General features: G+C 38.5%; 25 protein-coding genes and 1 tRNA gene. 8 read left to right on the plus strand and 18 right to left on the minus strand.

The genetic code is table 11. The features are described from left to right. Nucleotides 1–13 precede the first annotated feature (13 nt). On the minus strand, nt 14–1,396 hold the full coding sequence (ahcY, locus tag AWW73_RS13290) for an adenosylhomocysteinase (protein ID WP_062849883.1): 1,383 nt from the start codon (nt 1,394–1,396) through the stop codon (nt 14–16). Between the two features lie 223 nt (nt 1,397–1,619). Here ahcY and AWW73_RS13295 point away from each other — a divergent pair, with 223 nt between their 5' ends. Further along, nucleotides 1,620–2,156, plus strand: a complete 537-nt coding sequence (locus tag AWW73_RS13295) for a cysteine peptidase family C39 domain-containing protein (RefSeq protein ID WP_062849884.1) — start codon at nt 1,620–1,622, stop codon at nt 2,154–2,156. Between the two features lie 34 nt (nt 2,157–2,190). On the opposite strand, the gene AWW73_RS13300 is transcribed toward AWW73_RS13295, so the two are convergent. The 3 genes from AWW73_RS13300 to lipA form a co-directional block, all read right to left on the minus strand. After that, complete coding sequence (locus AWW73_RS13300) at nt 2,191–2,574, minus strand: carboxymuconolactone decarboxylase family protein (protein ID WP_000043120.1); 384 nt, start codon at nt 2,572–2,574, stop codon at nt 2,191–2,193. Nucleotides 2,575–2,680: 106 nt separating this feature from the next. Next, nucleotides 2,681–5,143 carry an acyl-CoA dehydrogenase gene (locus AWW73_RS13305; protein ID WP_062849885.1) on the minus strand — a complete coding sequence of 821 codons (2,463 nt, stop codon included), beginning with the start codon at nt 5,141–5,143 and terminating at the stop codon, nt 2,681–2,683. 278 nt (nt 5,144–5,421) lie between these two features. After that, on the minus strand, nt 5,422–6,435 hold the full coding sequence (lipA, locus tag AWW73_RS13310; RefSeq protein WP_002118167.1) for a lipoyl synthase: 1,014 nt from the start codon (nt 6,433–6,435) through the stop codon (nt 5,422–5,424). Nucleotides 6,436–6,631: 196 nt separating this feature from the next. Here lipA and sthA point away from each other — a divergent pair, with 196 nt between their 5' ends. Beyond that, nucleotides 6,632–8,044: a Si-specific NAD(P)(+) transhydrogenase gene (gene sthA, locus AWW73_RS13315; protein ID WP_002118117.1), complete on the plus strand. Its 1,413-nt coding sequence runs from the start codon at nt 6,632–6,634 to the stop codon at nt 8,042–8,044. 243 nt (nt 8,045–8,287) lie between these two features. Here the strand turns inward: sthA and AWW73_RS13320 are convergent, their stop codons facing one another. The 4 genes from AWW73_RS13320 to map all read right to left on the minus strand — a co-directional run bounded on the left by AWW73_RS13320 (nt 8,288) and on the right by map (nt 13,527). After that, nucleotides 8,288–9,502, minus strand: coding sequence for an MFS transporter (locus tag AWW73_RS13320; RefSeq protein WP_062849886.1), 1,215 nt, complete (start codon nt 9,500–9,502; stop codon nt 8,288–8,290). A 171-nt stretch (nt 9,503–9,673) separates the two neighbouring features. Beyond that, nucleotides 9,674–11,020 carry an MFS transporter gene (locus tag AWW73_RS13325; protein WP_057105053.1) on the minus strand — a complete coding sequence of 449 codons (1,347 nt, stop codon included), beginning with the start codon at nt 11,018–11,020 and terminating at the stop codon, nt 9,674–9,676. A 405-nt stretch (nt 11,021–11,425) separates the two neighbouring features. Then, complete coding sequence (locus AWW73_RS13330) at nt 11,426–12,496, minus strand: OmpW/AlkL family protein (protein ID WP_057105052.1); 1,071 nt, start codon at nt 12,494–12,496, stop codon at nt 11,426–11,428. Between the two features lie 206 nt (nt 12,497–12,702). Continuing rightward, the gene (gene map, locus AWW73_RS13335; RefSeq protein ID WP_016145926.1) at nt 12,703–13,527 is read right to left on the minus strand and encodes a type I methionyl aminopeptidase; all 825 of its coding nucleotides are present in this window, start codon (nt 13,525–13,527) and stop codon (nt 12,703–12,705) included. Between the two features lie 210 nt (nt 13,528–13,737). On the opposite strand from map, the gene rpsB reads away from it, so the two are divergent. The 6 genes from rpsB (at nt 13,738) to AWW73_RS13365 (ending at nt 18,109) form a co-directional block, all read left to right on the plus strand. Continuing rightward, complete coding sequence (gene rpsB / locus AWW73_RS13340) at nt 13,738–14,490, plus strand: 30S ribosomal protein S2 (protein ID WP_002118204.1); 753 nt, start codon at nt 13,738–13,740, stop codon at nt 14,488–14,490. 137 nt (nt 14,491–14,627) lie between these two features. Further along, nucleotides 14,628–15,503, plus strand: a complete 876-nt coding sequence (gene tsf / locus AWW73_RS13345; RefSeq protein WP_002118238.1) for a translation elongation factor Ts — start codon at nt 14,628–14,630, stop codon at nt 15,501–15,503. A 65-nt stretch (nt 15,504–15,568) separates the two neighbouring features. Continuing rightward, nucleotides 15,569–16,054, plus strand: coding sequence for a DUF3465 domain-containing protein (locus AWW73_RS13350; protein WP_062849887.1), 486 nt, complete (start codon nt 15,569–15,571; stop codon nt 16,052–16,054). A gap of 106 nt (nt 16,055–16,160) precedes the next feature. Continuing rightward, nucleotides 16,161–16,985 carry a helix-turn-helix transcriptional regulator gene (locus AWW73_RS13355; protein WP_062849888.1) on the plus strand — a complete coding sequence of 275 codons (825 nt, stop codon included), beginning with the start codon at nt 16,161–16,163 and terminating at the stop codon, nt 16,983–16,985. 88 nt (nt 16,986–17,073) lie between these two features. Beyond that, entirely contained in the window at nt 17,074–17,790 is a 717-nt protein-coding gene (locus AWW73_RS13360) for an AzlC family ABC transporter permease (protein WP_062849889.1), read from the plus strand. Nucleotide 17,791: 1 nt separating this feature from the next. Continuing rightward, nucleotides 17,792–18,109, plus strand: a complete 318-nt coding sequence (locus tag AWW73_RS13365; protein ID WP_031948933.1) for an AzlD domain-containing protein — start codon at nt 17,792–17,794, stop codon at nt 18,107–18,109. Between the two features lie 43 nt (nt 18,110–18,152). On the opposite strand, the gene AWW73_RS13370 is transcribed toward AWW73_RS13365, so the two are convergent. From AWW73_RS13370 to AWW73_RS13415, 10 genes are all read right to left on the minus strand, one after another. Continuing rightward, entirely contained in the window at nt 18,153–18,602 is a 450-nt protein-coding gene (locus AWW73_RS13370; RefSeq protein ID WP_062849890.1) for an Mpo1 family 2-hydroxy fatty acid dioxygenase, read from the minus strand. 570 nt (nt 18,603–19,172) lie between these two features. Then, nucleotides 19,173–19,784, minus strand: a complete 612-nt coding sequence (locus AWW73_RS13375; RefSeq protein ID WP_002118141.1) for a septal ring lytic transglycosylase RlpA family protein — start codon at nt 19,782–19,784, stop codon at nt 19,173–19,175. A 289-nt stretch (nt 19,785–20,073) separates the two neighbouring features. Then, nucleotides 20,074–21,075 carry a lytic murein transglycosylase B gene (gene mltB / locus AWW73_RS13380; protein WP_016145921.1) on the minus strand — a complete coding sequence of 334 codons (1,002 nt, stop codon included), beginning with the start codon at nt 21,073–21,075 and terminating at the stop codon, nt 20,074–20,076. A gap of 19 nt (nt 21,076–21,094) precedes the next feature. Beyond that, nucleotides 21,095–22,237, minus strand: coding sequence for a rod shape-determining protein RodA (gene rodA / locus AWW73_RS13385; protein WP_016145920.1), 1,143 nt, complete (start codon nt 22,235–22,237; stop codon nt 21,095–21,097). 126 nt (nt 22,238–22,363) lie between these two features. After that, nucleotides 22,364–23,014: a hypothetical protein gene (locus AWW73_RS13390; protein WP_016145919.1), complete on the minus strand. Its 651-nt coding sequence runs from the start codon at nt 23,012–23,014 to the stop codon at nt 22,364–22,366. 23 nt (nt 23,015–23,037) lie between these two features. Beyond that, the gene (gene queF, locus AWW73_RS13395) at nt 23,038–23,850 is read right to left on the minus strand and encodes an NADPH-dependent 7-cyano-7-deazaguanine reductase QueF (RefSeq protein WP_016145918.1); all 813 of its coding nucleotides are present in this window, start codon (nt 23,848–23,850) and stop codon (nt 23,038–23,040) included. Continuing rightward, a complete protein-coding gene (locus AWW73_RS13400) occupies nt 23,847–24,620 on the minus strand; it encodes an ABC transporter permease (protein WP_016145917.1) in 774 nt (257 codons plus the stop codon). The genes queF and AWW73_RS13400 overlap by 4 nt, the downstream gene beginning before the upstream one ends. Continuing rightward, on the minus strand, nt 24,617–25,552 hold the full coding sequence (locus AWW73_RS13405) for an ABC transporter ATP-binding protein (RefSeq protein ID WP_002118101.1): 936 nt from the start codon (nt 25,550–25,552) through the stop codon (nt 24,617–24,619). Before AWW73_RS13405 ends, AWW73_RS13400 begins: the two co-directional genes overlap by 4 nt. A 117-nt stretch (nt 25,553–25,669) precedes the next feature. Continuing rightward, a tRNA-Arg gene (locus AWW73_RS13410) sits at nt 25,670–25,746 on the minus strand. Between the two features lie 102 nt (nt 25,747–25,848). Beyond that, nucleotides 25,849–26,469, minus strand: a complete 621-nt coding sequence (locus tag AWW73_RS13415; RefSeq protein ID WP_062849891.1) for a hypothetical protein — start codon at nt 26,467–26,469, stop codon at nt 25,849–25,851. Between the last annotated feature and the right edge of the window lie 116 nt (nt 26,470–26,585).

The raw sequence follows: 26,585 nt of genomic DNA on the forward strand, positions 1-26,585 counted from the left end.
TGCCCTTAAATTCTTAGTATTTGTAAGCGTCAGACTTGAAGGGTCCCTCAACAGCAACACCTAAGTAATCGGCTTGCTCTTGAGTTAACTGAGTAAGTACACCACCGAAACCTGCAACCATTGCAGCAGCAACTTCTTCGTCAAGTTTCTTAGGAAGAACTTCTACGCGAATTTTTGCAGCTTTTTCATTTGCAGGAAGGTCAGCAAATTTCTCTTGGAATAAGTGAATTTGACCTAAGACTTGGTTGGCAAAAGAGCCGTCCATCACACGTGATGGATGACCAGTTGCATTACCAAGGTTTACAAGGCGACCTTCAGAAAGAAGGATAAGGTAGTTGTTTTCGTCTTCTGAACGATAAACTTGGTGAACTTGTGGCTTAACTTCAACCCACTTGTAACCACGTAAATAAGCCGTGTCGATTTCTGTGTCGAAGTGACCAATGTTACATACAACTGCGCCAGCTTTTAAGCTATCTAACATCGCTGCATCACACACGTGGTAGTTACCAGTAGTGGTTACAACAAGGTCAGTGTTGCCAAGAAGATCGTGGTTAATATCTTCTTTTTTGCCTGTTTGTACGCCGTTTTTGTATGGAGATACAACTTCATAGCCGTCCATACATGCTTGCATAGCACAAATTGGGTCAACCTCAGTTACACGAACGATCATGCCTTCTTGACGTAAAGATTGAGCAGAACCTTTACCTACGTCACCATAACCAACTACAAGTGCACGGCGGCCAGACAAAAGCATGTCAGTTGCACGTTTGATCGCGTCATTTAATGAGTGGCGGCAACCGTATTTGTTGTCGTTTTTAGATTTAGTAACAGAGTCATTTACGTTGATTGCAGGAACTTTCAAAGAACCGTCTTTCCACATTTCGATAAGACGTTGAACACCTGTTGTTGTTTCTTCGGTAATACCGTGAATACGTTCTAAAAGAGCAGGGTATTTTTCATGAACAAGAGCAGTTAAGTCACCACCATCGTCCAAGATCATATTGGCATCCCAAGGTTGGCCATTTACATTGATCTGTTGTTCTAAGCACCACATATATTCTTCTTCAGTTTCGCCTTTCCAAGCAAAAACTGGAATACCGCGAGCAGCAATTGCAGCAGCAGCATGATCTTGAGTCGAGAAAATGTTACATGATGTCCAGCGTACTTCAGCACCTAATTCAACAAGCGTTTCAATAAGAACCGCTGTTTGAATGGTCATGTGAATACAACCAAGAATTTTTGCGCCAGCAAGTGGTTTAGTCGCTGCATAGCGTTTACGTAAGCCAATCAAAGCTGGCATTTCTGCTTCAGCAAGTTTGATTTCTTTACGGCCGTAGTCAGCAAGAGAGATGTCAGCAACTTTGTAATCTGTAAATGAAGCATTAACCGCGTTCATTACGATCTCCTTAATTAAAAATAAAAATTGATCATTATGTTCGCGGATGCCGTTGTTGGTTAAAACGAGTGTTTAACCGATTGTCGAGCCTGGCAAACTGATCTTTAGTGCCGATCATTTGTCGCAGCATCCCTCGACTAGCGAAACATTGTACTTGGAAAAGCTTTTAGTGCCAATCCAGTTTTGTTTATTATCTGCCTAATTATCCTTATAGATTCGAATTATGGCAGTAAATATTCCCCAAGTTCTAGCAAACCTCGAAGCAAACTGTGGTGTTTTTGCCGTTTGGATGGTACTTCAACATCATGGGGTACAAATTGATGTTGCTGAGTTGATTAAAGTTTGCCGACACGAGGAAGGGGGCACCTATGCGATTGCCTTAGCTGTTGCATTAAAGAAACTAGGATTTCAAGTGTCATTTCATTCAGATGAAGATCCTAATATTAGCCCTAGCGAACGAATGAGCTATAAAGAAGCAAAGGTATTAAAAATACCAACAGGACCCGCACTGAGCTATCAAGATATTCAAGCGGCGATTCAAAATGGAAAAATGGTGATTGTCTATTACGATACTTTAGCAGGGGTCGGAAATCAGTCACTTATCTATTCTATTGACTCAAATGAAATCTGCTTTTTTGATAGTTTTGAACCGATGTCAGTAACTGTTTTTGAAAAGCAACGTCAAGTAGATGGGATTTGTCGCCAGGCTATCGTGATTGATGATCGTAATTTTCAGATGCATTCAACCAAAGTGAGTTAGATTAAAAAGAGCCAGTAGGCTGGCTCATTTGCAATTATTTTTGTTGATATTCTTGAATCACTTCTAAAGCAGCACGAAAAGCTTCTTGAGTAGCGGGTGCGCCGCAATATGGCAGACTATGCAATAAAGTTTCTTGAATCTCTTCAACTGTACAGCCATTGTTGAGTGCACCACGAACATGGCCTTTGAGTTCGGTTGGTGATTTGAGTGCCGTGAGCATTGCCAAAGTAATTAATGAACGATATTTACGTGGTAGCACACCTTCACGTTGCCAAGTCGATCCCCATGCATGTTCATTAATCCAGTCTTGTAAAGGCTGGGTAAAGGGTACGGTATTTTCTTGGGCACGTTTTACAAAAGCTTCTCCCATCACTTCTGTGCGTACTTTTAATCCATTTTCATAATCTTGTTTAGACATTAATTTCTCCTAAAAATAAAAGCGTCGATTGACGCTTTTATGGCTATTTATTAATTAATGCGAATCAAACATGATTGCAATAGTGAATTAGTGGAGGCATCAGTCACTAAATTTGATGAGGGTTCGATAAAGGAAGATCTTTATTTAAATCTTCATCAAATACATCTGTAAGCATGCTGTCGAATCTAATTGCGTTGTATTGCAATAATTGTTGAGCTTCACTTTCAGAAATAAAACCTTCTTTTATTGCTTGTTCAATATTTTCTTCAAAAGTAAGTCCTGTAAATTTACCTTTGGATTCAGCTTTTTTAAACTTATCCCAAAGCGGTTCGAGTGTTCGTAGAATTTGGAAGGTGTGTTCTAAACGACCAGTCACATCATCGGCTTTGGTTGAATAAAATACGTGATGTTTAAGCTGCTCTCTAAAAGGATGCTCTTGCATCATGAGTTCAGCGACTTGCTGTTTTAACTCATCGTCAGGTTTTGAAATGACTCGACCAAATGGGAAGCAGATCCATTTTACAAATGCTGCAGGAAGTTTAGCTGGGAAGTTTTCAAATAATCCCCAAAATGCCTCCTGAATATTCAAGAAAGCTTTTTGTAGCGCTAATTTAGCGTGAAGTTGTTCAGCTTCAGTTTTTTGTCCGGCTTCATAAAATTTTAAAATCGAAGTAGAAATGAAAAGGTGTGCGTGAATGTCAGCCAAGCGACCTGATAACATTTCTTTGCGTTTTAGGTCACCTGCAAGTAAGCCAAGTGACATATCCGAAACAAGTGCGAAGTTGGCACTAAAACGGTTAATCGTTTTATAGTAACTTGTGGTGAATTGGTCTGCTGACTGAGGCGCATCGCTTGAGCCACCTGTCCAACCGTAAGCAAATGATCTAGCACCGCGGTTAAAGGTATAAGCTAAATGTTTAAATAACAAATCATCGAATTTTTTGACTGAATTATTCTTATCTTCAGATTGAAGGAGTTGTAACTCTTCAAATAGATAAGGATGACAACGCATTGAGCCTTGACCAAAAATCATCAATGAACGGGTCAAAATATTTGCACCTTCTACCGTAATAGCAATTGGAATTGCTTGATAGGTAAGGGCAAGGAAATTACGTGGCCCAAGTTGAATTGCACGTCCTCCAGCAATATCCATTCCGTGATTGACCACTTTACGCATCGTTTCAGTTGCATAATATTTTGCCATGGCAGTCATCACGGCAGGTGTTCCACCTTGGTTTAGGCCACATGTCACTAAATAGCGGAATGCTTCAAGCATATAGGCATCGCTGGCAATTTCACTGGTTGCTTCTTGTACGCCTTCAAATTTACCTACTGAAATATTGAATTGTTGACGAATTTTCGCAAAAGCACCAACGGTTAAATAGCTCATTTCACCTGCTGCTGTTGCTAAAGCTGGAAGGGAAATACCACGGCCAACGCCTAAGCATTCCATGAGCATACGCCAGCCTTTACCGGCATTTTCTTGACCACCAATAATCCAATCGATAGGAATGAAAACATCTTCACCCTCTACTGTTCCATTCATAAATGGAGAGCCCGGATAATGACGTGCTCCTATTTTTACACCTGCATGACTGGCAGGAATGAGGGCACAGGTAATACCGTACTCTGTTTTATTTTTATCGCCGAGTAAGCCTTCTGGGTCATAAAGTTTAAATGCAAGACCAACAACGGTGGCAATTGGCGCAAGCGTAATCCAGCGTTTAGAGAAATTCATTCGTAGCCCAAGAACTTGAGCACCTTCATATTCGCCATAGCAAACAACACCCGAATCTGGAATCGCGCCTGCATCTGAACCTGCTTCTGGACTGGTTAAACCAAAGCATGGGATCTCTTCACCTTTAGCAAGGCCTGGTAAATATTGCTGTTTTTGTGCATCGGTACCGTAGTGCATGAGTAGCTCACCCGGTCCTAATGAGTTTGGAACCATACAACTCACAGCTGTGGTGAGTGAGCGGGAAGCAATTTTGCTCATAATACGGCTTTGGGCAAATGAGCTAAATTCTTTACCCCCAAAAGACTTTGGAATAATGAGACCTAAAAAACCTTTATCTTTAATAAATTGCCAAACTTCTGGTGGTAGATCTTTTAAGTGATGATGAATTTCCCACTCATCTAGCATGCTACAAAGGAGCTCAACTTCATTGTCGATAAAACGTTGTTCTTCTGCTGACAACGTTGGGTAGGGATATTTTTCAAATTGTGACCAATCGGGTGCCCCCATAAATAATTCTTTTTCCCACCAACTGGTACCTGCCTCTAAAGCCTCTTGTTCAGTCGTACTGATGCTCGGCATTGAGTTTGCTAAGGTTTTATATGCAGGTTTGGTAATCAGGTTAAAGCGTAATGGTGCAAATAAAATAATAATACTAAGGGCAATGAGAGGAATACCTAAAATAAGAGCCCATGGCGTTAATAGGAGTGCAGTAAATATTGCTACAGCAATCGTAATAACACTGCCAATGGTTCTGTTTAGATTAAAAAAGAAAATTGCCCATATTGCAAAAAGCTGAATGACAATGCTTAAAACAAAGAGTAGGAAAATCATACTTGCTCCTTGCTAGATAAGCCCTCAAGTTAGAAGTTGCGAAAAAGCGAGGAGAGATTTAAGGCTTAACTAGCTAATTTTTAATGCTGTTTGAATTTAATTTTTTATGTCGCAATTGATGTATATGCTAGAGCAGGGATATATCGTACTTTTAGGTATAAGATATTTTTAAGTGAAAGTGTAATGGCTTGTTTTATCGATTTGTCAAGAAATGTTATTGATTTTCTTATACAAATAAAAAGCCCTCTGAACTAGAGGGCTTTCATTGATTTGAATTTTTAAGCTTCGACAACTTGAACGGCAATTTTTTTAGCTGGATCTACTTTACGACGAACTTCTGGTACTGGTTCACCGTGGTATTGACGATCAGCAAAATAACTTGAGCGAACCATTGGTGCAGACCAAATATTTCTAAAGCCAAGTTTACGGCCATGCTCTGCATAACGTTCGAACTCTTCTGGCGTTACAAAGCGGTCAATTGGTGCATGTTGTTTAGATGGCTGTAAATATTGACCAATAGTCACATAGTCAACATCGTGAGCACGTAAGTCATCAAGCAAGGCAATAACTTCTTCTTCAGTTTCACCAATACCCACCATCAAACCACATTTTGTTGGAATGTCTGGGCAATATTCTTTAAACATTTTTAATAAGTTTAAAGAATGTTGATAGTCTGAACCTGGACGCATTGCTTTATAAAGGCGCGGTACAGTCTCGATGTTGTGGTTAAATACGTCTGGCGGACATTCAGTCATAATGCGTAAAGCAATATCCATACGTCCGCGGAAATCTGGTACCAAAATCTCAAGCAATGTATTTGGGCTTAGTGCACGAGCTTCTTTGATACAGTCCACAAAGTGTTGTGCACCACCATCAAGTAAGTCATCACGGTCAACCGAAGTAATTACTGCATACTTAAGTTTAAGATTAGCAATTGTCTCTGCCATGTGACGAGGTTCATCTGCATCGAGTGCATTTGGACGACCATGTGCTACATCACAGAAAGGGCAACGACGTGTACAAATATCACCCATGATCATGAATGTTGCTGTACCACCACCAAAACATTCTGGCAGGTTTGGACAAGCAGCTTCTTCACAAACGGTATGGAGTTTTTGAGCACGTAAAGTGGTTTTAATACGCTGAACTTCTTCTGGTGCCGTCATCTTGACACGAATCCAGTCAGGTTTACGCGGCACTTCAACCGTAGGTACAACTTTTACAGGAATTCTTGCGACTTTTTCTGCGCCACGAAGTTTTACACCCTGTTCAGGTTTACGGTGTTCTGACATATTTAACTTTTCCACTCGTTTATAGAGACATTGACATTGTATTATAGCGAACTTCTGCAGTTAATAGCGGAAAATAACTATTCATATAATAAATGTGGTTATTCAGAAATATAGGGTTGAGAAATACATAAATTCACCGCATATTAGCCATAATTTATTATAAAATATGGTCATTCAAGTGAGGAAGGAGCTTTCAATGCCACGTAAAAAAGAGGTCGTTAGTGGGAATTTCGTTAAATACGATGCGGTAGTTCTCGGTTCTGGACCTGCAGGTGAAGGCGCGGCAATGAAGCTTGCAAAAGCGGGTAAGCGTGTTGCAATTGTAGATGTACGTGATCAACTCGGTGGTAACTGTGCACACGTAGGTACTATTCCAAGTAAAGCATTGCGTCAAACAGTTTCTAGTATTATTCGCTACCAGCGTGATCCAATGTTTCAAAAAGTAGGTGAATGGAAACAATTCACCATGAAACAGGTGTTGCGTAATGCACATAAAGTAATTCAACAACAGGTTGATACGCACACACGTTTTTACGATCGCAACAAAATCGGCGTATTTCATGGCCGTGCATATATTCAAGATAAAAATACAGTTTTAGTTTTTAGCCATGAAGGCATTAAAGAAACCATTATTTGTAAACAAATCGTGATTGCGACAGGTAGCCGTCCTTATCATCCGCAAGGTCTAGACTTTGATCACCCTCGCGTATTCGATTCGGACAAAATCCTTGATCTTGATTACTCAATTCAAAAAATCATTATTTACGGCGCAGGCGTTATTGGCTGTGAATATGCCTCAATCTTTATTGGTCTAGATCATAAAGTTGACTTGATCAATACTCAGCAAAAACTCTTAAGCTATTTAGATGATGAAATTGCTGATGCTTTGTCTTATCACTTACGTGAACAAGGTGTATTAATTCGCCACAATGAACAAATGGATCACCTAGAAACGTTTGATGACCATGTTGTGTTGCATCTACAAAGTGGTAAAAAGATTAAAGCCGATGCGATTCTTTGGTGTAACGGTCGTTCAGGAAACACAGAAGGTTTAGGTCTTGAGAACGTTGGCTTAGTTCCAAACAACCGCGGTCAGCTTTCAGTAAATGATCAGTACCAAACCGAAGTTGAAAATATCTATGCTGCTGGTGACGTGATTGGTTGGCCATCACTTGCTTCTGCTGCTTATGACCAAGGGCGTTGTGCGGGTGCAAACATGAGTGGTGAAGACGCGAAGCCAGTACGTGATATCCCGACGGGTATCTATACCATTCCGGAAATCTCATCAATTGGTAAAAATGAACAGGAATTAACGGAAGAGAAAATTCCGTATGAAGTGGGTCAAGCTTCTTTCCGTCATTTGGCTCGTGCACAAATTACTGGTGATACAGTAGGTGAGTTAAAAATTCTTTTCCATCGCGACACTATGGAAATTTTGGGTATTCACTGTTTTGGTAATAATGCTGCCGAAATTATCCACATTGGGCAAGCAGTTATGCACAGTCCAAACAATACTCTGAAATATTTCGTTGAAACGACCTTTAACTACCCAACAATGGCTGAAGCATACCGTGTAGCTGCACTTAATGGTATGAACCGTTTGTTTTGATTTTAAATAAGTTTTCCATAAAAAAGCCCGCAAACTTGCGGGCTTTTTTATTTTCATTAGACCATAGGTTTTTTATATTTTTATGACAATTCACAGTATGCGTCTGACTGCTTAGATTTCTAGTGGGCACAAAATGCTTGATTAAAATATACAAATAAATCAGGAGTTTGTTTCCATAAAATGATTGAACAGGCCAGCAGGGTAATCACGAGCAAAGTCATAATTGTTTTCAAAAGTAAGGCATTATACGTCATGAATAACAGCCTCCTCATTTACAAAGAAATGTACGATTACCCCTAATATACTCAAAGCTATTGAACATAGCCAAATCGCATTGTAATTACCTGTTAAGTCATGGTTAACACCGCCGAGCCAACCGCCAAAGAAAGAGCCGACTTGATGAGTGAAAAACACAATACCACTGAGCATTGAAAGGTATTTAACGCCAAACATATTTGCCACAATGCCATTTGTAAGAGGAACTGTAGAGAGCCATAATAGCCCCATAATGACGCCAAAAGCATATACCGTATAAGTGCTTAGAGGTAATAGTAAAAAGGCGATGATTGCGATGCCACGGCTACCGTAAAGTGCCATTAATAATTTAGGTTTTGAGAATCGATCTCCCAGCCAACCTGCTCCATAAGTTCCCACAATATTAAATAACCCAACTAAAGCAAGAAATACAGTACCAGTAGCTGCATCAAAGCCGTGGTCAATTAAATAGCCAGGTAAATGCACACCCAAGAACACAACTTGGAATCCACATACTAAAAAGCCTAAAGCTAACCACCAGAAGGGCTTATGTTTTCTGGCAATATTCAGTACTTGTTTAAAGGTGAGCTGAGGTTGTGCAATTGCTTTTGGTGTTTGAGTGCTAGAGCCTTTTAACATCCAAGCCAAGGGAATGATAAGAGCAATTAATAACGCACTTACCATTAAAGCTGCTGACCATCCCACTGTTTTAAGTAAGAGGAGAGTGGAAGGCAGCATAATAAACTGACCAAAAGAGCCTGCTGCACTAGCAATACCCATTGCCATACTTCTTTTTTCTGGAGGAGCAGCTCGGCCTACTGCACTAAGTAATACCGTGAAAGAAGTTGCTGATAAAGCCAAACCAATAATAAGACCTAGGCTCAAATTCAAAATGAGTACACTTGAGCTAAAAGCCATTAAGAGTAAACCTAGGGTATAAAGTAGTCCGCCAACAGCAACTACAATTCTGCTGCCATACTTATCTGCGATTGCTCCAGTAAAAGGTTGAACCGCACCCCAGATTAGATTTTGCATGGCGATTGCTAGACTAAAAACATGTTGTCCCCAGCCAAACTCATGGCTCATGGGTACAAGGTAAAGACCGAAACCATGTCGTACACCTAATGAAAGTGCCAGAATAATTGCACTGCCAATCAGCATGTAGATGAGTGACTGAGAAAATTGATTACCAGTTTTAGTCATGAGTAATGGAAAATTATAATAATATGATCATTTATTGTAGAAGATATATCGAACAATATCGATATAGCTGAGGGAATATTTAAGCAAAATTAAAAAGTTCTTAAGACATATATTGCGTTATAAGGACTGTAAAGAAGCAGATATCATTTTGATCTCTGCTTCTTGTAGAAATTAAGCTGCAGAATTACGTTCAAGTAATGCTTGTTCAAAAAGGACTTGTTCCTTTTCTTTATGTTCAGTCGTGAATCGAATTAGAATTACGCTACAGCCAGCTACGATAACTAATCCACCTAAAATAAATAAACAGGTTTGAATATCTAGTACACCTTTTAATAAGAAGCCTGCTGCAACAGCACCAACGTTACCACCCGCACCAATAATGCCTGCAACACCACCTAATGCATTACGATCAATAAATGGTACGAGAGCATATGTCGCACCACAAGCCATGTGAGTAAACAGTGCAAAAATCGTCATGGAAATAATTGCAAGGGTAACCACATTCATTTGAGAGAAGAGTATTAAGAACAAACCTTCACCCAAAATCATAAGCACCAGTACTTTAGTGCGGCCATCCAACCCTTTTTTGAGTGCGACTTTATCAGAAATAATACCGCCAAGTGCACGAGCAAATAATGCAAGAAGACCAAATATTCCTGCAGTTAGACCAGCAGTTTTTAAATCCATTTTGAAATGATCAACATAATACATAGCTGCAACGTTATGGATAAAAATTTCGATTCCGAAACATGCTCCGTAAGCCACAAATAAAATCCAGACACGGTAGTTACGCGCAGCTTGCATTAAAATTGCCATGCCACCTTTTTTACCACTACCAACTTCAATGCCTTGCGCGCGAACTTCTTTAAAGTTTCCTTGAGGGCAGTCTTGGGTGAGTTTCCAGTAAAGAATACCCACAATGACCATCATGATGCCTGGTACGATTAATGCAACACGCCAGCCCATAGTTTGCTCGACACCGAACATGACAATTGCACCGAGTAATAAAGGCATGAGAGCTTGGGTTGCACCGCCACCAGCGTTACCCCAACCAGCAGCAGCTGCATTTGCTGTGCCTACAACATTAGGCGCAAACATAATGCTTGTGTGATATTGCGTAATTACAAAGCTTGCACCAATTGCACCAATAAGTAAGCGGAAAAAAAGGAAAGACTCATAACTATTTGCAGCTGCTACACCAAATACTGGAATACTACCTAATAGTAATAGTGCAGTGTAGGTGATGCGTGGACCATATTTATCACAAAGTGGACCGACGGCAAGTCGTACTAAAATCGTAATCGCAACGGCAGCAATATTAATGTTAGCAATTTGATCTTTGGTTAAGCCGAACTCACCTTTAATCACTGGCATGAGTGGAGCGCAGGCAAACCATGCGAAGAAGCACACAAAGAATGCGAGCCATGTCATATGGAAGGCACGCATCGCTGGAGTAGAAAAACTGAATAATTTAATCTCAGTTGCTTTTTTTGCATCTAGATTGATATTTGAAGACATACGCCGTCCCCCTGAACTGAACGAAATTTTAATTTGCATGGCAAGTTATTGCCTATCTGCATACCGATCAGAGCGGACATCATTGGCCGTCTTGGTTTATTCATTGAATCAACGTTGACTCATCTTGCTATGAATAAAGCAAAGCTTGTGCCAAAAAAATAATTTTACTAAAAAGAAAAAATTAGTGTTTAATTTTCCTAATTTAGTTTCTCTATCTAAAAATTGGATACAAAAACAAAATTGGAGAATAAGAAAGGGCGAAAGTTAAATTTATCTATATTGTTATTAAAAAATGCTCATTTTTTTAGCATTTTGATTTAAAAAGAAGCAAAGTGTAGATGAGCTCAGATTAAAAAAAGCTATAAAAACGTGCATAAGTTTTTATAGCTTTGCGTGAAACAAAAGTTAGAAGCGGTAACCGATTCCTGCATAACCTAAAATTGGATTAATTTCGATATCTGCTTTTGCATTAATTAATTCACCATATTTAGCATCATTGACTGTAATGGTTGTATCTGTTTTTAGGTGGGCATAAGAGACAGAACCAACGGCATACCATTTATCATTGAAGTCATAAGTAAAACCTAAAGTTGCAACAGGTGCAATTGCATCTGAAGCCTCAAGGTCTACTTTAGGATCACCAGAACTAGTTTTTCTTTCTAAAGCAGCACCAGATTTACCATCTTTAATATTTACAATCATATGACCAGCACTGACTAAATCATTTTCAATTTCAGGATTCATTTCTAATTCACTGAAATAGGCATACATCACGCCTAGTCCAACATAGGGTCTAAATTTATTTACGCCAGTTTTGCCAAAGTGATATTGTAATTCAAACGCTGGCGTCCAAGCTCGAGCTGATGCCGCACTTCCATGGGCTTCAAGATCAGTAATAAAAATATTATTTTCAAGTTCCATCGAACCAAGAATTCCACCAGCAGGTTTTGCAGTAGCAGAAAAAGGTGCATAAATCTTACCTTTACCTTGTAGATCGACTTTAGGTGGAATCCCTGCTTTTACTTCTAATGAAACATTATCTGTAAAAAAGTAATTTGTCATGAGACCCAGGGTAGTTACATCATCTGCTTCTAAACCTGTATTCTGAGCTTCCCATTGACTCAAACCGCGAATTTCAGCTGTTCCACTTAACCATGCCGGAATAGTATCAGTACCTAAACCAATAACATCAATAAGTTCTTCAAGAACGACATTACTGTTACTGTCTGAAATATTGTCTTGAATAGTTTTTACTTTAATATCTCCAACCTTAGATTGCTCATTTTCTTTAACTGAAGTGTTAATTCTAAAAGGCTGAGCATTACCAGTTGGTTTGACATATAAAGGACCAGCAGAGACTGAAAAACGTTTGAAGCCATCTCCATCTTTTAAACTAAAGTATGGAGAAGCGGCGGAAGTGACTGTTGGCAGAGCAAAAAGGGCAGCTGTCATACAAAATAATGACTTTTTCATCATAAAAGGACTCCATGTCCGACATTTGTTTACTGATTTTTATTGAGCCCACCATACCGTGTTTTTTTGAATAGATTGTGTATTAAAAATTAATAATTGTAATTTTTTTGAAATATTTGTTTATATTTAGAAAGATTTATTAATAAAAAGTACATAATAAATAATGAAAGGCTACACAAAGTAGCCTTTTATTTAAGTTTATTAAAATATTAGTTGAAGCGAGATAGGTCTTCTTCAGGACGAGCAGTTAAGACTTCAATACCTGTTTGGGTAACTAAAATAGTATGTTCATATTGAGCTGAAAGTTTATGGTCTTTCGTTACGACAGTCCATTTGTCACCTAACAATTTGGTTTGCCATACGCCAGCATTTACCATAGGTTCAATCGTAAAAGTCATACCTGCTTCTAAGCGCATGCCTGTACCAGCTTGACCATAATGGAGTACTTGAGGTTCATCATGAAAAACGGTTCCAATACCGTGGCCACAATATTCACGTACTACACTAAAACGTTCTGATTCAACATACTTCTGGATTGCGTGGCCGATATCACCTAAATATGAACCATCTCTAACAGTTGCCATCCCACGATACATCGCTTCTTGAGCAACTTTGCATAGGCGGTTGGCTAAAATAGAAGTTTCACCACCAACGATATACATCATGTTGGTGTCGCCGTGATAGCCATCTTTAATGACAGTAACGTCAATATTAAGGATGTCACCATTTTTTAAAATTTTATTTTCAGAGGGAATACCATGACAGACAACATGGTTAACCGAAGTACAAATAGAGTGCTGAAAAGCAGGGCGGCCAGGAGCTCCACCATAGCCGACACATGCAGGGATAGCATGCTGCACATTTTCAATGTGATTACGACAAATGGTATCAAGTTCAAGTGTACTTACACCTGCCTTGATATGGGGCTTGATCATCTCTAGAACTTCAGCCGCCAGTCGTCCTGCAATGCGCATTTTTTCAATTTCATCTGGAGTTTTGATTAATCGACGTGGAGCTGTATAAGTACTGTTCATGATCTCTAAAAACTTTTGGTAATTTACAAGTGTCTATGGTATAAATAGCCGCCCATTTTATCAAATGCTTTTCGTGAATATCTTTTACGAACAATTTTGATAAATGGAGTAAAAAATCCGCACATATATCGTCACATTACTCTGGGTGCCTGTAAAAGGGTGGAGAATGCGGATATATGGAGGCCTAACCCAACTTTTAAGGTAAAGAAAATGGCAGATTACAACGTAAGCATGCGCGACCTTCTTCAAGCAGGTGCGCACTTTGGTCACCAAACTCGTTTCTGGAACCCAAAAATGCGTCAATACATTTTTGGCGCGCGCAACAAAATTCACATCATCAACCTTGAGCACACTGTTCCTGCGTTAAATGATGCTTTGAACTTCGCTAACCAATTAGCAAGCAAAAAGAACAAAGTTTTGTTCGTTGGTACAAAACGTGCTGCTTCTAACATCATCCGTGAACAAGCTCAACGCGCTGGTCAACCATATGTAGATCACCGTTGGTTAGGTGGTATGTTGACGAACTGGAAAACACTTCGCCAATCTATCAACCGTTTAAAAGATCTTCAAACTCAATCTCAAGATGGTACTTTTGCTAAGCTTACTAAACGTGAAGCTTTAGAACGTGCTCGTGAGATGGAAAAACTTGAGCGCTCTTTAGGCGGCGTTAAAAACATGGGTGGTTTACCTGACGCATTATTTGTAATCGACGTTGATCACGAAGCGATTGCAATCAAAGAAGCGAAGAACTTAGGTATTCCTGTTATCGGTATCGTTGATACAAACTCTAACCCAGATAACGTTGATTACGTTATTCCTGGTAACGACGATGCGATCCGTGCAGTAACTCTATATGCTTCAGCTATGGCTGATGCAATTCTTGCTGGTAAAGAATACGCTCAATCTCAAGCGAACGCTCAAGCAAAAGGCGATGACGCTGCGAAAGACGCTTCTGAGGCTTAATGCGTTTTGACGCAGGCTTGTCATTTTTGCGACATGTAATGGTGGCAAATTAAGCGTCGAGAGTGCAAACGGCCCAGAGTTTCTTTGGGCCGTTTTTGTTGAAAAGATTTATTTTCTACCGATTTTAGGAGATCAACATGACTGCAATTACTGCAAGCATGGTAAAAGAATTACGTGACCGTACTGGTCTTGCAATGATGGAATGCAAAAAAGCATTAACAGAAGCGAACGGTGACATCGAGCTTGCTATTGATAACCTTCGTAAATCTGGTCAAGCTAAAGCTGCTAAAAAAGCTGGTAACATTGCTGCTGACGGTGCAATCACAATCGTTCAAGAAGGCAATAAAGCAATTTTAGTTGAAGTTAACTGTCAAACTGACTTCGTTGCTAAAGACGAAAACTTCTCTAACTTCTCTAAAGCTGTTGCTACTGCTGCTTTAGCTGCTGGTGAAACTGATGCTGCTAAAATCGCTGAATTAAAATTAGCAGATGGTCAATCAGTTGAAGAAGCTCGTATTGCACTTGTTCAAAAAATCGGTGAAAACATCCAAGTTCGTCGCGCGAAAATCGTTGAAGGCGAAAACTTGGCTATCTACAAACACGGTTTAAAAATCGGTGTTGTAGTTTCTTATACTGGTGATGCTGACACTGGTAAAGGTATTGCAATGCACGTTGCTGCATTCAACCCAGTAGCTGTAAATGCTGAAGCTGTTCCTGCTGACCTTATCGCTAAAGAAAAAGAAATTGCTGAAGCGAAAGCGTTAGAATCTGGTAAGCCAGCTAACATCGTTGAGAAAATGGTAACAGGTTCAGTTGATAAATATTTGAACGAAGTTGCTCTTGATCGTCAAATGTACGTAATCGACAACGATAAGAAAGTTGCTGATGTATTAAAAGCAACTGGTACTACTGTTGCTGAATTCGTACGTTTCGAAGTTGGTGAAGGTATTGAGAAGAAAGCAGAACTTAGCTTCGCTGAAGAAGTTGCTGCTGCTCAAGCTGCTGCGAAGTAATTCGTATCACAATAAAAAAAGCCCCATTGGGGCTTTTTTTATCTCAGTTAAAATAGGGCTATACAATGACAAATAAAAAAAATCTCAGTATTGGTGGTGTCATTATTTTATTGATTGCTGGATATTTTGGTCTGGATTTATCTGGACATAAGCAAAGTCAATCAACATCATCAACTATACCCGCAGCTCAGCATAATGAAACTACACTTTTAAATAATGGGGTGGACACTGTAAAAGCTGCTTATGAGCAGAAAAAAAGTAATGTTCAGGTGCAGGGAAGTGGTCGAGTCAAAGCAATTTTAAGAGATGATAATGATGGGGCAAGACATCAGAAATTCATTCTTGTATTAAAAAGTGGTGTTTCAATTTTGGTCGCACATAATATTGATTTGGCGCCTAAAATTTCTAATTTAAATAAAGGTGACATCGTTGAGTTTTACGGTGAATATGAATACAACCCAAAAGGTGGGATATTACATTGGACTCACCATGATCCACAAGGTCGTCATGAAGCTGGTTGGCTTAAACATGATGGACAGATCTATCAATAAAACCTAAGTGGACGTTTAATCAGATTATTTTTTATAGAGCAATTTTGTTCTATTCAGTTTGTTAAAACATGCTATGGTTTTTTTATTGAATAGATGAGACGTATTTATGCAGCGGGAGCAAGCCGATTATCTGCATGTGCGAGAGTTGGGCGGTTTAGAGTTATTAAAAGCACATTATCACCAAACACAATTTTCAAAGCATACTCATGAAGGGTATTGTATTGGTGTAATTGAAGAAGGAGCGCAGTCTTTTTTTAGGACGGGACAGCTACATGTAGCTCCTAAAGGCGATATTATTTTAGTCAATGCTGACGAGATTCATACTGGTTCATCTGCTGTTGAATCAGGGTGGCGTTATAGAGCGATCTATCCAACACCTGAAATGTTAGCAGGAGTTAGTCAGGATTTTTTTGAAAATCCACATGGAGCACCATGGTTTCCTCAAGCTGTGATTCGTGATCTAGGTTTGGCTCAACAGCTTTGCTTACTTTTTGATTTATTAGAACAAAAAGATAATTTTCTACTCAAAGAAACGATGTATTTAACAACTTTAGCTTGTCTTATGAAGAGACATGGTAAATCAAATCATACTTTTTGTGAGTTGCCAGAAGCATATTCAAAAATATTAAGAGTTAAAGAATTACTAATAGAAATGCCTGAAACGAATTTTTCTTTACAGGATTTAGCAGACATGGTCGGCTTGAGTGCTTGGCATTTTTTAAGACAATTTAAAAAATATGTGGGTTTGCCACCCCATGCTTGGCTTGTTCAAGCGCGCTTACAAAAAGCAAGACAGTTATTAAAACAGGGGGACCAAATTGCGATGGTGGCACACCAATGTGGTTTTTCTGATCAAAGCCATTTTAACCGACATTTTAAAAAAGCAATGGGCGTTACACCTACTCAATATGTAGCAAGTTTAAACATATAAATAAATTGGTTCTAAAGCAATTTTATCCAATATAAGTCGGCACTCATCAAGCATGGTATATAGATGTTTCTTATATTGGATTTTATATATGAATATTCAGCTTAATCAGCCAGTTGAGTTTTCAAAAAATAAGCCATCTTATTTGTTTTTACGTGGTGCAATGGATATTTTGCCCTTGTCAATTTCTGTTATTCCATGGGCAATCTTAGCTGGGTCTATGGCAATTCATGTAGGATTATCTTTCTATAAAGCACTTGCAATGTCTGGGCTTGTCTTTGCTGGCGCTGCGCAATTAGTCAGTTTAAGCATGGCCATGGAAGATGCATCTGTTTTTACAATTTATTTGACTATTTTCTTTTTAACCGCTCAGCATTTTATTTATGCATTAACTTTAAGAAATGATATTTCTATTTTGTCCCTACCGAAACGATTGAGTTTAGGCTTTTTATTAACAGATGAATTATTTGCAGTGAGTGCTCCCTCTGAAAAAAGAAGTTCGGAATATCTGTTGGGAGCTGGACTGTGTTTTTATTTATTTTGGGTTGCTTTTAGTTTGGTGGGGATACTGCTGGCAACAGTGATACCTGATCTTTTAAATTATCATTTGGATTTTTCGATCGTTGCTATTTTTATTGCCATGATTGTGCCTTTATGTAAAGGATTTTCAGTCATAGCTGGTGTGCTAATAACTTGTTTAAGTGGATTTTTATTTAAATTTTATCAAATCGAGGGTGCGATTTTACTTTCAGGATTAATGGGGATGTTGGTTGCTGTGTTAACTGAAAAAATAGGTAAGGAGAAATAGCATGTCTTGGTTCATGATTCTAGGCTTGGCAGCAATCGTCTTTTTTAATCGATATTATTTTTTAGAGCCTAAAGTAAAAATTAAACTGCCGCTTATTCTGAATAAGATGCTTAACTATTCTGCACCCTGTTTGTTAACTGCAATCTGCATTCCAGTTATTTTTTTCGATGGTGATCATTTAAGAGGTGTGATAAATAACCCTTATATTTATGCAGCAATATTTTGTATTGTAATCGCTATTTACCTAAAAAAAATTCTTTTAAGTGTGATAGCAAGTTTAGGATTTTTTTATTTTATAAATTTTCTAATAAATTACTAACATGCAAAAGCTGAATCGAAAGGATTCAGCTTTAACTTAATCTTTAAGCAAGAACTTGTTTTTGTCTGCTTTTCCATTTAGGCAAGATTTTTGAGAGATAAGCATCCATACACCAAACTGGTCCAATCAGTAGGAATTGTAAATCTTTAAAGAAAGACGGTTTTTTGCCTTCTACTTTGTGTCCGTAAAACTGTCCAACCCAAGCAATCACAAAAATAGCGATATAAAACCCGACTCCTACAGGCAGGGTGTAAATGAGCCATGCCATAACAACAAGTAAAGCAGCCATCGTAACAGCAAGTACAAGATCTAAACGTGCATAAAATACTAAGGTCAGCACAAGTAATAAAGTAGTAAGCAATATGCTGAAATGCGCAATAATTCCAATAATAGAAAATAAAATAGCAGGAACGCAAAGCCAGTGAATTTGTTTATTGGTTGGATTTTGATGACTTTCACTATATTCATCAAACCATTCAGTAATGGATTTCATGAGTAGCACACTCCTTGTTTTAAATTTGATTTATTTTTTCTGAGTGTATTTTAGCCTGTTCTTGAAGATATCGACAAGAAACTCACACTATTCAACTATGGAAAATTGGTAATAAACGCTTAGGAACGAACAATGGAAAAAAATAAGGTCACGGTAATTGAAAAAGCGATCAATTTGACCTCAAAAGAGGTGCAATATTTCATAATATTTTTTCTATGTTGCTAGATGATGAAATTATCAAAAAAAGTGCCATTTTGAGATAGTCGGGAAAATTGTGTGAAAAAGCTCTACTCATCTACTCTAAAAACGCCATAAATAGCCTTTATTTTATAAAAATGGTACTAGGGTAGCCAAAATTTTATAAAGTTGCTCTAAGCGCAATTTAGGCGTTAAATTGAGTTGGGCTAAATTAATGTGTTTTTTTGATTAATAAATATTCAAATTTGGGGTGAGTTAGGGGTAAAAAAGAAGCCACTTTAATTCTAGGCCGGAAATTATATTTGATAGTTTAAAATATAAAAAAACCGCAGAAAATATGCGGCTTTTTACATGAACTCGAGAGGCTATAACTTATGAAGTTGGGCCATCAACACGCTCAATATTTACTTTAGCCGTTCCGGCATTGGTAATACCAAGACGTTTAGCTGCACCGTAAGATAGGTCAAGTACACGATTACCATGGAAAGGACCACGGTCATTTACTTTTACAACCACACTTTTGCCATTGTCTTTATTCGTTACTCGAATATAACAGTTCAATGGTAGGCTACGGTGAGCAGCAGTTAGAGCATTCATGTCGAATGTTTCACCACTTGCAGTTTTACGACCATGGAATTGGCGGCCATACCAAGACGCCATACCAGTTTGGCTAAACTTACGAACAGTATTTGAAGCTACTGTGTTAAGTTTTTCAATCACTGAAGGCTCATCTTCAGGGATTTCAATTTTTGCTGCGATCGCTTGACGACGGATTTGATCGCCAGAACGTTCAGTGATTGAAAGACTGTTAATGTTAGAAAAACGAGAATTAAAGTTTTGAGTATCTTTACTCAACACACGTGCTGCTAGATTAGGACCATCCACATCACTGTTTAATGATGATGACTGCACCATTTCAGCGTGCAGTGGGGCCATGCTTAAACTAGCCGTCAGTGCAAGAACGTATTTCAGCGATAACTGCATTTGTATAAACTCCTGAGAACATGTACTTTTTTCTTTCAGCCTTTGACTGAAATTTAAAGTGAACATGCCTTATTATTCACTTTTGCAATTGCTATATTGGGGTGGATAATATTCATCGGTTACGGAGAGTGTCTAGTCTTTAACGAGAAATCTTTACAAAAAGGGCAAAAACTTACAGTTTTAGGTTAAAAAATAATCAATAATGTAACAAGTTATTAAAAATGTATATATTGTGATCTATTTAACAAAAATATTTATTGACTTTTACATAAAGAATAAAAAAGCTAGCCTATCGGCTAGCTACTTCAGTGCCTAATAACCATACAGCAGTAGCGTACATGCGGCTCTTGTTATAAGTCGTAATCACTTGAAAATTCGGGTAAGTTAAATAGTAAATTGGACCATTATAGTCTTGTAATTGAATAACATTCACCATATCGAGATCATCAATTTTAACTAAAGGATTCAATGGGGAAATACCGAGTGTCTTTAATGCACCATATGGGAAAGGTTGCGTTAAATCTTTAGCAATAATACTTTCTGGATTTGACCCAGTGTAACGTGCCATAAACCCGATAGGCTGATCTCGTTGCCATCCTTGCTTTGCTAGGTAGTTGGCGATTGAACCGATTGCATCTTCTGCTGAGTTTCTTAAATCGATATGGCCATTACCATCATAATCTACGCCAAATTTACTAATATTGCTTGGCATAAATTGCGGATAGCCAATCGCACCAGCATAGGAACCTACAATACTATTTGTTGGGTAACCTTCTTTATACGTCCATGCGATAAGAGCAGCTAACTCATCGCCAAAATATTCAGCACGGCGAGGGTAGCCAAAAGCAAGGGTAGCTAAAGCATCACGTGTAATAAAAGAACCTTTATTTGCGCCATAACCTGTTTCAACGCCCAAAATACCTAAAATGACAGATTGAGGTACGCCATATTGCTGTTCAGCACGATTTAAAGCATCTGCATATTGGTTTTTAAAACGGACGCCGCGCTGAATTGTCCCTTCAACCAAAAACATAGACCGATAATCATACCAAGGCTTACTTTCACCTGGACGAGTCATAATATTTAGAATGTTTGGTAAATTTTTTGCGCCACTCATGGCTGCGTCGACTTGGGCGCTACTTAAGCCATAAGCATTCATCGTTTTTTGTTTAAAATTCAAATAATCAGGATGTGTGGCAAAATCGTTGGCCTGAGCGAAATGACTTGTACTGATTAAGCCAGTACACAAAGCAAGCATTTTTAAAGTTTTATTTAAGTGTTGAGACAACATATCGTTTTAAAATTCCAGATTATCGATGTGTATGAATGGACATGACTAAACCAAAGGTGGCCATTAAAGTAATAATAGCTGTTCCGCCATAACTCATAAAAGGTAAAGGAACACCTACTACAGGTAAAATACCACTGACCATTCCCGCATTTACAAATACATAAACAAAAAAAGACAAACCAAAGGCGCCAGCAACTAAACGTCCATAGTTATGGAAGCTTTGTAAACCGATCTGGAATGTTCTAAAAATAATAGCAAAATAAAGGATTACTAAAATAAGTACACCGATGAGTCCAAATTCTTCGGAGTAAGCAGCAATAATAAAGTCAGTATGTCCTTCGGGTAAAAAGTGTAAGTGTGATTGAGTACCTTCAAGGAAACCTTTACCTGAAAAACCACCGGAACCAATTGCAGTTTTAGATTGAATAATATTCCAACCTGTACCAAGTGCATCTGCCTCTGGATCAAGTAAAGTTAAAACCCTTTGACGCTGATAGTCGTGCAAAAGAAATTCCCACGCAATCGGAATTATGACCGCTGCACATGCAGCAGCTGCACCAATCATCCGCCATGATAGTCCACTTAAAAATAAGACAAATATACCGCTTGCTAGTACTAAAAGTGATGTGCCTAAATCAGGTTGTTCTGCAATCAGTAAAAAAGGAATACCAATTAACATTAATGATAAAACAACCTGTGAAAAGCTAGGGGGAAGAGGTTTTCGTGCTAAAAACCATGCAATCATCATCGGCATGCCGATTTTCATGAATTCACTGGGTTGGACACTTCCGAAACCAGGAATATCAATCCAGCGCTGAGCACCCATTCGGACTTCACCGAATACCATAACTGCCACAAGCGAAAATAGGCCAAACAAATAAAAGTAGGGGGAAAATGCTTGATAGACCTTAGGCGGAATTTGGGCTAGGCCAAACATTACTAAAAAGCCAATACCAAAACTCATGGCCTGTTTACTCACCAACCCTACATCCTGTGCCGAAGCACTATATAGTACAGTTAAACCTAGTAGCGCATTTAACAGCAAAAATAGACATAACCACGGGTCAATGTGGAGTTGTTGCCACCTTGATGGTTGCATAGCGGTGCTAAGACCATCTCGAGGAGCTTGGCGTAAAAACTTATATTGTGGGCTAGGAGACATGCGGCGTTAACTAGGTCAATCAGTGCTTGGCGCATGCTAACATAAACCTGATTAATGGCAATGTATATCAATATTTTGCAATAAAAAAACCTAGCTCTCGCTAGGTTTCCGATAGGCTATTTTTTATTAATTAAAGAATAGACTTTCATGATATTCAGCCATCGCTTTTAATTCAGTACGATTTAAGCTAGGAATGAGTTTATCGATCGCAATATGAACTGCTTTTGTTACAGCTGCTGCGCCGATATCAGCTGCTTTACGTTTGATCATGCCAAGATCTAATGTCTTGTTAAAATCAGACATAAAATGTTTAACCATAGCATCACCAAACTGTTTATATAGTTCAGCTAATGCAGCTTTATTAATATCGTTGCCAGCTTTAAGCTCAGTGAAGTTATGCTTAAGGTTAGTGACTAAACTAGGATCTAGAGTTACACCTACTTTATATTGACCTTGTGGATCTTTAAATAAGCTTTTTTCAGAGAACTCTACAGACTGTTTAACAACATCATTTGGCGCTTTGCTTAACAATTGTTTTAAAAGAACAGCAACTGTTGATTTGACATAGCCTGCTAGTTTTTCGGCAGTATCGCGCTTTTCACTTGCAGGGAAGTGCTGAACTAACTGAATTAAGACATTATCAATAATCTCTTCATTCAGTTGTAAAGCAATCTTATCGCGAAGTGGATATAAAGGCTCACTAGAATTTTTGTTCGCAATTCCAGTTTGTATATCGTTCAATAAGCCTTCAGAAGGGGTAAAACCAAAAAACGGCATGGTGTATCCTCAAATTATTCGTTTTATTGTCGTGCCAATCGAATCGGTTTTGGCATCCATGAAAGATCCGATACTCGGCAAGGGTTAATATCAAGTCCGCCGCGACGAGTATAAGTTGCATAAACCATCAGCTTTTCAGGTTGCAAATTTTGCCAAATATCAGCAAAAATCTGCTCAACACACTGTTCGTGAAAGCCGTTATGCTGACGGTACGAGATAATATAAGCTAAAACACTACGATAACAAGGTTTTTTGCCCTTAAAACGGATAAAAACTGTCCCCCAATCCGGTTGTCCCGTGACTGGGCAGTTACTTCTTAAAAGATGAGAATACAGTTCAATTTCGACTTCTTCTTCAGACGCATCTCGTTTTAAAAGAGTCGCATCAGGATGTTGCTCTAAACGCTCTGGATCTAAGTCATCAATACAAATGCCTTGAGGCCTAGAAATCTCTAAATCATCTACTTGAAATAACGTTAACTCAACTTTTGCACCTGCCGCAGCAGATAGATCTTTTTCAACCGTTTCAATAAACGACTGTTTAGAGTCAAACTGAGTGAAGTTAAGGCTATTGAAGTAAAGTTTTAATGACTTTGATTCAATCAAATTTGGTGAAGAAGCTGGCAGTGTAATTCTGCCAATAGCAACTTGCGGGATGGCATGAGCATTTAACCATGAAATTTCAAAAACATGCCACCAATCTTTACCTTGCGTAATACCTTCAATATGCGAGTAGGCTTCACGAGACTGAGCACGAGCAATTGGAAATAAAACATCAGGTTGATAGTTAGTTGGATATTGAGTTTCTTTACCCAATAAAGACTGTTCGACACTCATTCACGCATTCCTGAACCACGAGCAAGTAAATAGTAAGCAATTCCGTAAAGTACAACACAGCATAATGTCACAATGATTAAAGAGAACGTAACGTTCACGTCACTATGACCTAAAATGCCGAAACGGAAAGCATTGACCATATACACAATAGGATTAATTAAAGAAAGTTTTTGCCAAAAAGGGCCAAGCGCACTAATGGCATAGAACACACCACCTAAATAGGTTAAAGGTGTAAGGACAAAGGTTGGAATAATAGAAATATCATCAAATGATTTTGCATAAACTGCATTAATAAAACCACCTAATGAGAAAAGAACTGAGGTAATTAAAACTGTATATATAGTCACAAACCAGTTATGTATAAAGAGGTCTGTAAAGAACATGCTCATTGTCGTCACAATTGCTCCGACCAATACACCACGGCAAATTCCACCAATCACATAGCCCCACAAAATAATATGTAGTGGCACAGGACTCATAATCAGTTCTTCAATGCTCTTTTGGAATTTCACACTAAAGAAACTTGAAGATACGTTCGCATAACTGTTGGTAATAACCGCCATCATGATGAGGCCGGGTACAATAAACTGCATATAGCTCACGCCGCCCATTTGTCCAATGCGCGAACCAACCAAATTACCAAAAATGACAAAGTACAAACTCATCGTGATCGCAGGGGGTAATAAGGTTTGTGGCCAAATACGTAGGAATCGGCGTACTTCTTTACGAACTAGAGTCCAGAGGGCAATTTGCAGTTGGCTAAAATTCATTTTGCCTCTCCTTCAAGATTTTTCTCAACCATTTTGACGAATAGCTCTTCTAGACGGTTCGATTTGTTTCGCATACTACGAACACGAATCCCTTGTGATTCTAAAAGTTGGAATAGGTCATTTAATGTATGGGCCTTATCCATTGTCACTTCTAAAGTGCTGCTATCAATTAAGTTGAACTTCACACCAATAATATTTAACTGGAGTGGGGCAATGGGTTCTGCCAAATCGAAAATAAAAGATTCTTCACTCAGCTGGTTTAAGAAACTTTTCATGCTGGTGTCTTCTTTAATGACACCGCGGTCAATAATGGCAATTTGACGGCACAACATTTCTGCTTCTTCGAGATAATGTGTAGTCAAAATAATAGAAGTCCCGCTTTCGTTCATTTCGGTGAGAAAATCCCACATAGAACGGCGTAATTCAATATCTACACCCGCGGTAGGCTCATCTAGAATAAGAAGTTTAGGCTCATGCATCATGGCACGTGCAATCATGAGGCGGCGTTTCATACCACCAGACAGCATGCGTGCTTGTATATTGCGCTTTTCCCAAAGGCCTAGTTTTTCTAAATAATGTTCGGCACGTTTTTCTGCAATCTTTTTATGAATGCCGTAATAACCCGCTTGGGTAACTAAGATATCGAACGCTTTTTCAAACTGTCCAAAGTTAAATTCTTGAGGGACGACGCCAAGCTGCTGTTTTGCCAAGGATGGATGAGTGTCGAGATTATGCCCAAAAATCTCAACTGTTCCTTCGGTTTTTTTCGTGAGGGAACTGATAATACCAATGGTTGTTGATTTGCCGGCACCATTTGGGCCTAACAACGCATAAAATTCACCTTCAGGCACAGTGAGGTTAATACCTTTTAACGCCTGAAAACCATTACGATATGTTTTGGACAAATCTCTTAAAACCAAAGCATCAGTCATGAAATTCTCACATTATGAAAGAGGGGTATATTTTGAGCGATAATGATTAATAAACCAAGTAAAATAGTCGGAATTTTATAAAATTGAGATAAATTTATGAAGTTATTATATATAAACTGGCGCGCTCGGCGGGGATCGAACCCACGACCCCAGGCTTCGGAAACCTGTACTCTATCCAACTGAGCTACGAGCGCACGTGTGTGGGCCACATCATAGGAAAAAAACACCAATAGGTAAAGCATGAAATAGGTAACAAGTGAGTTTAATGCTTAATTAAACAGCAGCTTGTTGTTTTTTTAGATGCGTTGTTGAATAAGTTGAATTGAATAATTAATAGAATGAAGCGTATGTGCTAGCTCATGAGGCGGAATACGTGACTCCTGTAAGTGGGTAATCCATTGCATTTGGCACATCTTAAGCTCTTGAAGCGTTTTTATTTGCTCTATTTTTTGAATAAGTGGTTTTGCCATAAGTCCACAATATTGACTCAAACTTTGCCTCATCAATTGTTGTATTTCTTCAAAAGAGAGCTGTTGAACTGGAATTGGTGGCTGAGTATTTTCAATATTTGTTGATTGCAAAGATTGGGGAACCTGAATTTCGCCAACTATATCGTCGTTTTTATGATCATCTGTAGGTTTTTTCTGATGTGCTTCTACAGTAGTTATAGGTGTTTGTGGAAAAGATATTTGTTCATTTAATTCTGAATGGTTTGCGTTTGAAGGAGCAATAAGTTTTAAGTCGATAAGCTGTTGAATAAGTTCTGGAGACGCAATACGTTTTTTAAATTCGCTATTTAAATTTTGAAAATCTTCATGGTCTATTAATAGTAGTAAACGTCTTTGTTTTGCATTTAACGCAATGTTACGTTGTTGAAGCGCGACTCTTCCCAAATTGGTTCGATAAAAACCAGCCATCGTTTTTCCCCAAGATAAAAAATAAATCAGACTGTTCAATCATCTCAGTTGAACAGTACTGTTTTTAATAAAATATAAATGGGGTTAACGATAAAACTCAAAAATGACAATATGAT

The organism is Acinetobacter lactucae, assembly GCF_001605885.1.
GTDB lineage: Bacteria > Pseudomonadota > Gammaproteobacteria > Pseudomonadales > Moraxellaceae > Acinetobacter > Acinetobacter lactucae.

Bases quoted from the DNA above. Each gene is read 5' to 3' on its own strand.
- ahcY (WP_062849883.1), bottom strand. From the start codon at position 1,396: ATGAACGCGGTTAATGCTTCATTTACAGATTACAAAGTTGCTGACATC.
- AWW73_RS13295 (WP_062849884.1), top strand. From the start codon at position 1,620: ATGGCAGTAAATATTCCCCAAGTTCTAGCAAACCTCGAAGCAAACTGT.
- AWW73_RS13300 (WP_000043120.1), bottom strand. From the start codon at position 2,574: ATGTCTAAACAAGATTATGAAAATGGATTAAAAGTACGCACAGAAGTG.
- AWW73_RS13305 (WP_062849885.1), bottom strand. From the start codon at position 5,143: ATGATTTTCCTACTCTTTGTTTTAAGCATTGTCATTCAGCTTTTTGCA.
- lipA (WP_002118167.1), bottom strand. From the start codon at position 6,435: ATGTCAGAACACCGTAAACCTGAACAGGGTGTAAAACTTCGTGGCGCA.
- sthA (WP_002118117.1), top strand. From the start codon at position 6,632: ATGCCACGTAAAAAAGAGGTCGTTAGTGGGAATTTCGTTAAATACGAT.
- AWW73_RS13320 (WP_062849886.1), bottom strand. From the start codon at position 9,502: ATGACTAAAACTGGTAATCAATTTTCTCAGTCACTCATCTACATGCTG.
- AWW73_RS13325 (WP_057105053.1), bottom strand. From the start codon at position 11,020: ATGTCTTCAAATATCAATCTAGATGCAAAAAAAGCAACTGAGATTAAA.
- AWW73_RS13330 (WP_057105052.1), bottom strand. From the start codon at position 12,496: ATGATGAAAAAGTCATTATTTTGTATGACAGCTGCCCTTTTTGCTCTG.
- map (WP_016145926.1), bottom strand. From the start codon at position 13,527: ATGAACAGTACTTATACAGCTCCACGTCGATTAATCAAAACTCCAGAT.
- rpsB (WP_002118204.1), top strand. From the start codon at position 13,738: ATGGCAGATTACAACGTAAGCATGCGCGACCTTCTTCAAGCAGGTGCG.
- tsf (WP_002118238.1), top strand. From the start codon at position 14,628: ATGACTGCAATTACTGCAAGCATGGTAAAAGAATTACGTGACCGTACT.
- AWW73_RS13350 (WP_062849887.1), top strand. From the start codon at position 15,569: ATGACAAATAAAAAAAATCTCAGTATTGGTGGTGTCATTATTTTATTG.
- AWW73_RS13355 (WP_062849888.1), top strand. From the start codon at position 16,161: ATGCAGCGGGAGCAAGCCGATTATCTGCATGTGCGAGAGTTGGGCGGT.
- AWW73_RS13360 (WP_062849889.1), top strand. From the start codon at position 17,074: ATGAATATTCAGCTTAATCAGCCAGTTGAGTTTTCAAAAAATAAGCCA.
- AWW73_RS13365 (WP_031948933.1), top strand. From the start codon at position 17,792: ATGTCTTGGTTCATGATTCTAGGCTTGGCAGCAATCGTCTTTTTTAAT.
- AWW73_RS13370 (WP_062849890.1), bottom strand. From the start codon at position 18,602: ATGAAATCCATTACTGAATGGTTTGATGAATATAGTGAAAGTCATCAA.
- AWW73_RS13375 (WP_002118141.1), bottom strand. From the start codon at position 19,784: ATGCAGTTATCGCTGAAATACGTTCTTGCACTGACGGCTAGTTTAAGC.
- mltB (WP_016145921.1), bottom strand. From the start codon at position 21,075: ATGTTGTCTCAACACTTAAATAAAACTTTAAAAATGCTTGCTTTGTGT.
- rodA (WP_016145920.1), bottom strand. From the start codon at position 22,237: ATGTCTCCTAGCCCACAATATAAGTTTTTACGCCAAGCTCCTCGAGAT.
- AWW73_RS13390 (WP_016145919.1), bottom strand. From the start codon at position 23,014: ATGCCGTTTTTTGGTTTTACCCCTTCTGAAGGCTTATTGAACGATATA.
- queF (WP_016145918.1), bottom strand. From the start codon at position 23,850: ATGAGTGTCGAACAGTCTTTATTGGGTAAAGAAACTCAATATCCAACT.
- AWW73_RS13400 (WP_016145917.1), bottom strand. From the start codon at position 24,620: ATGAATTTTAGCCAACTGCAAATTGCCCTCTGGACTCTAGTTCGTAAA.
- AWW73_RS13405 (WP_002118101.1), bottom strand. From the start codon at position 25,552: ATGACTGATGCTTTGGTTTTAAGAGATTTGTCCAAAACATATCGTAAT.
- AWW73_RS13415 (WP_062849891.1), bottom strand. From the start codon at position 26,469: ATGGCTGGTTTTTATCGAACCAATTTGGGAAGAGTCGCGCTTCAACAA.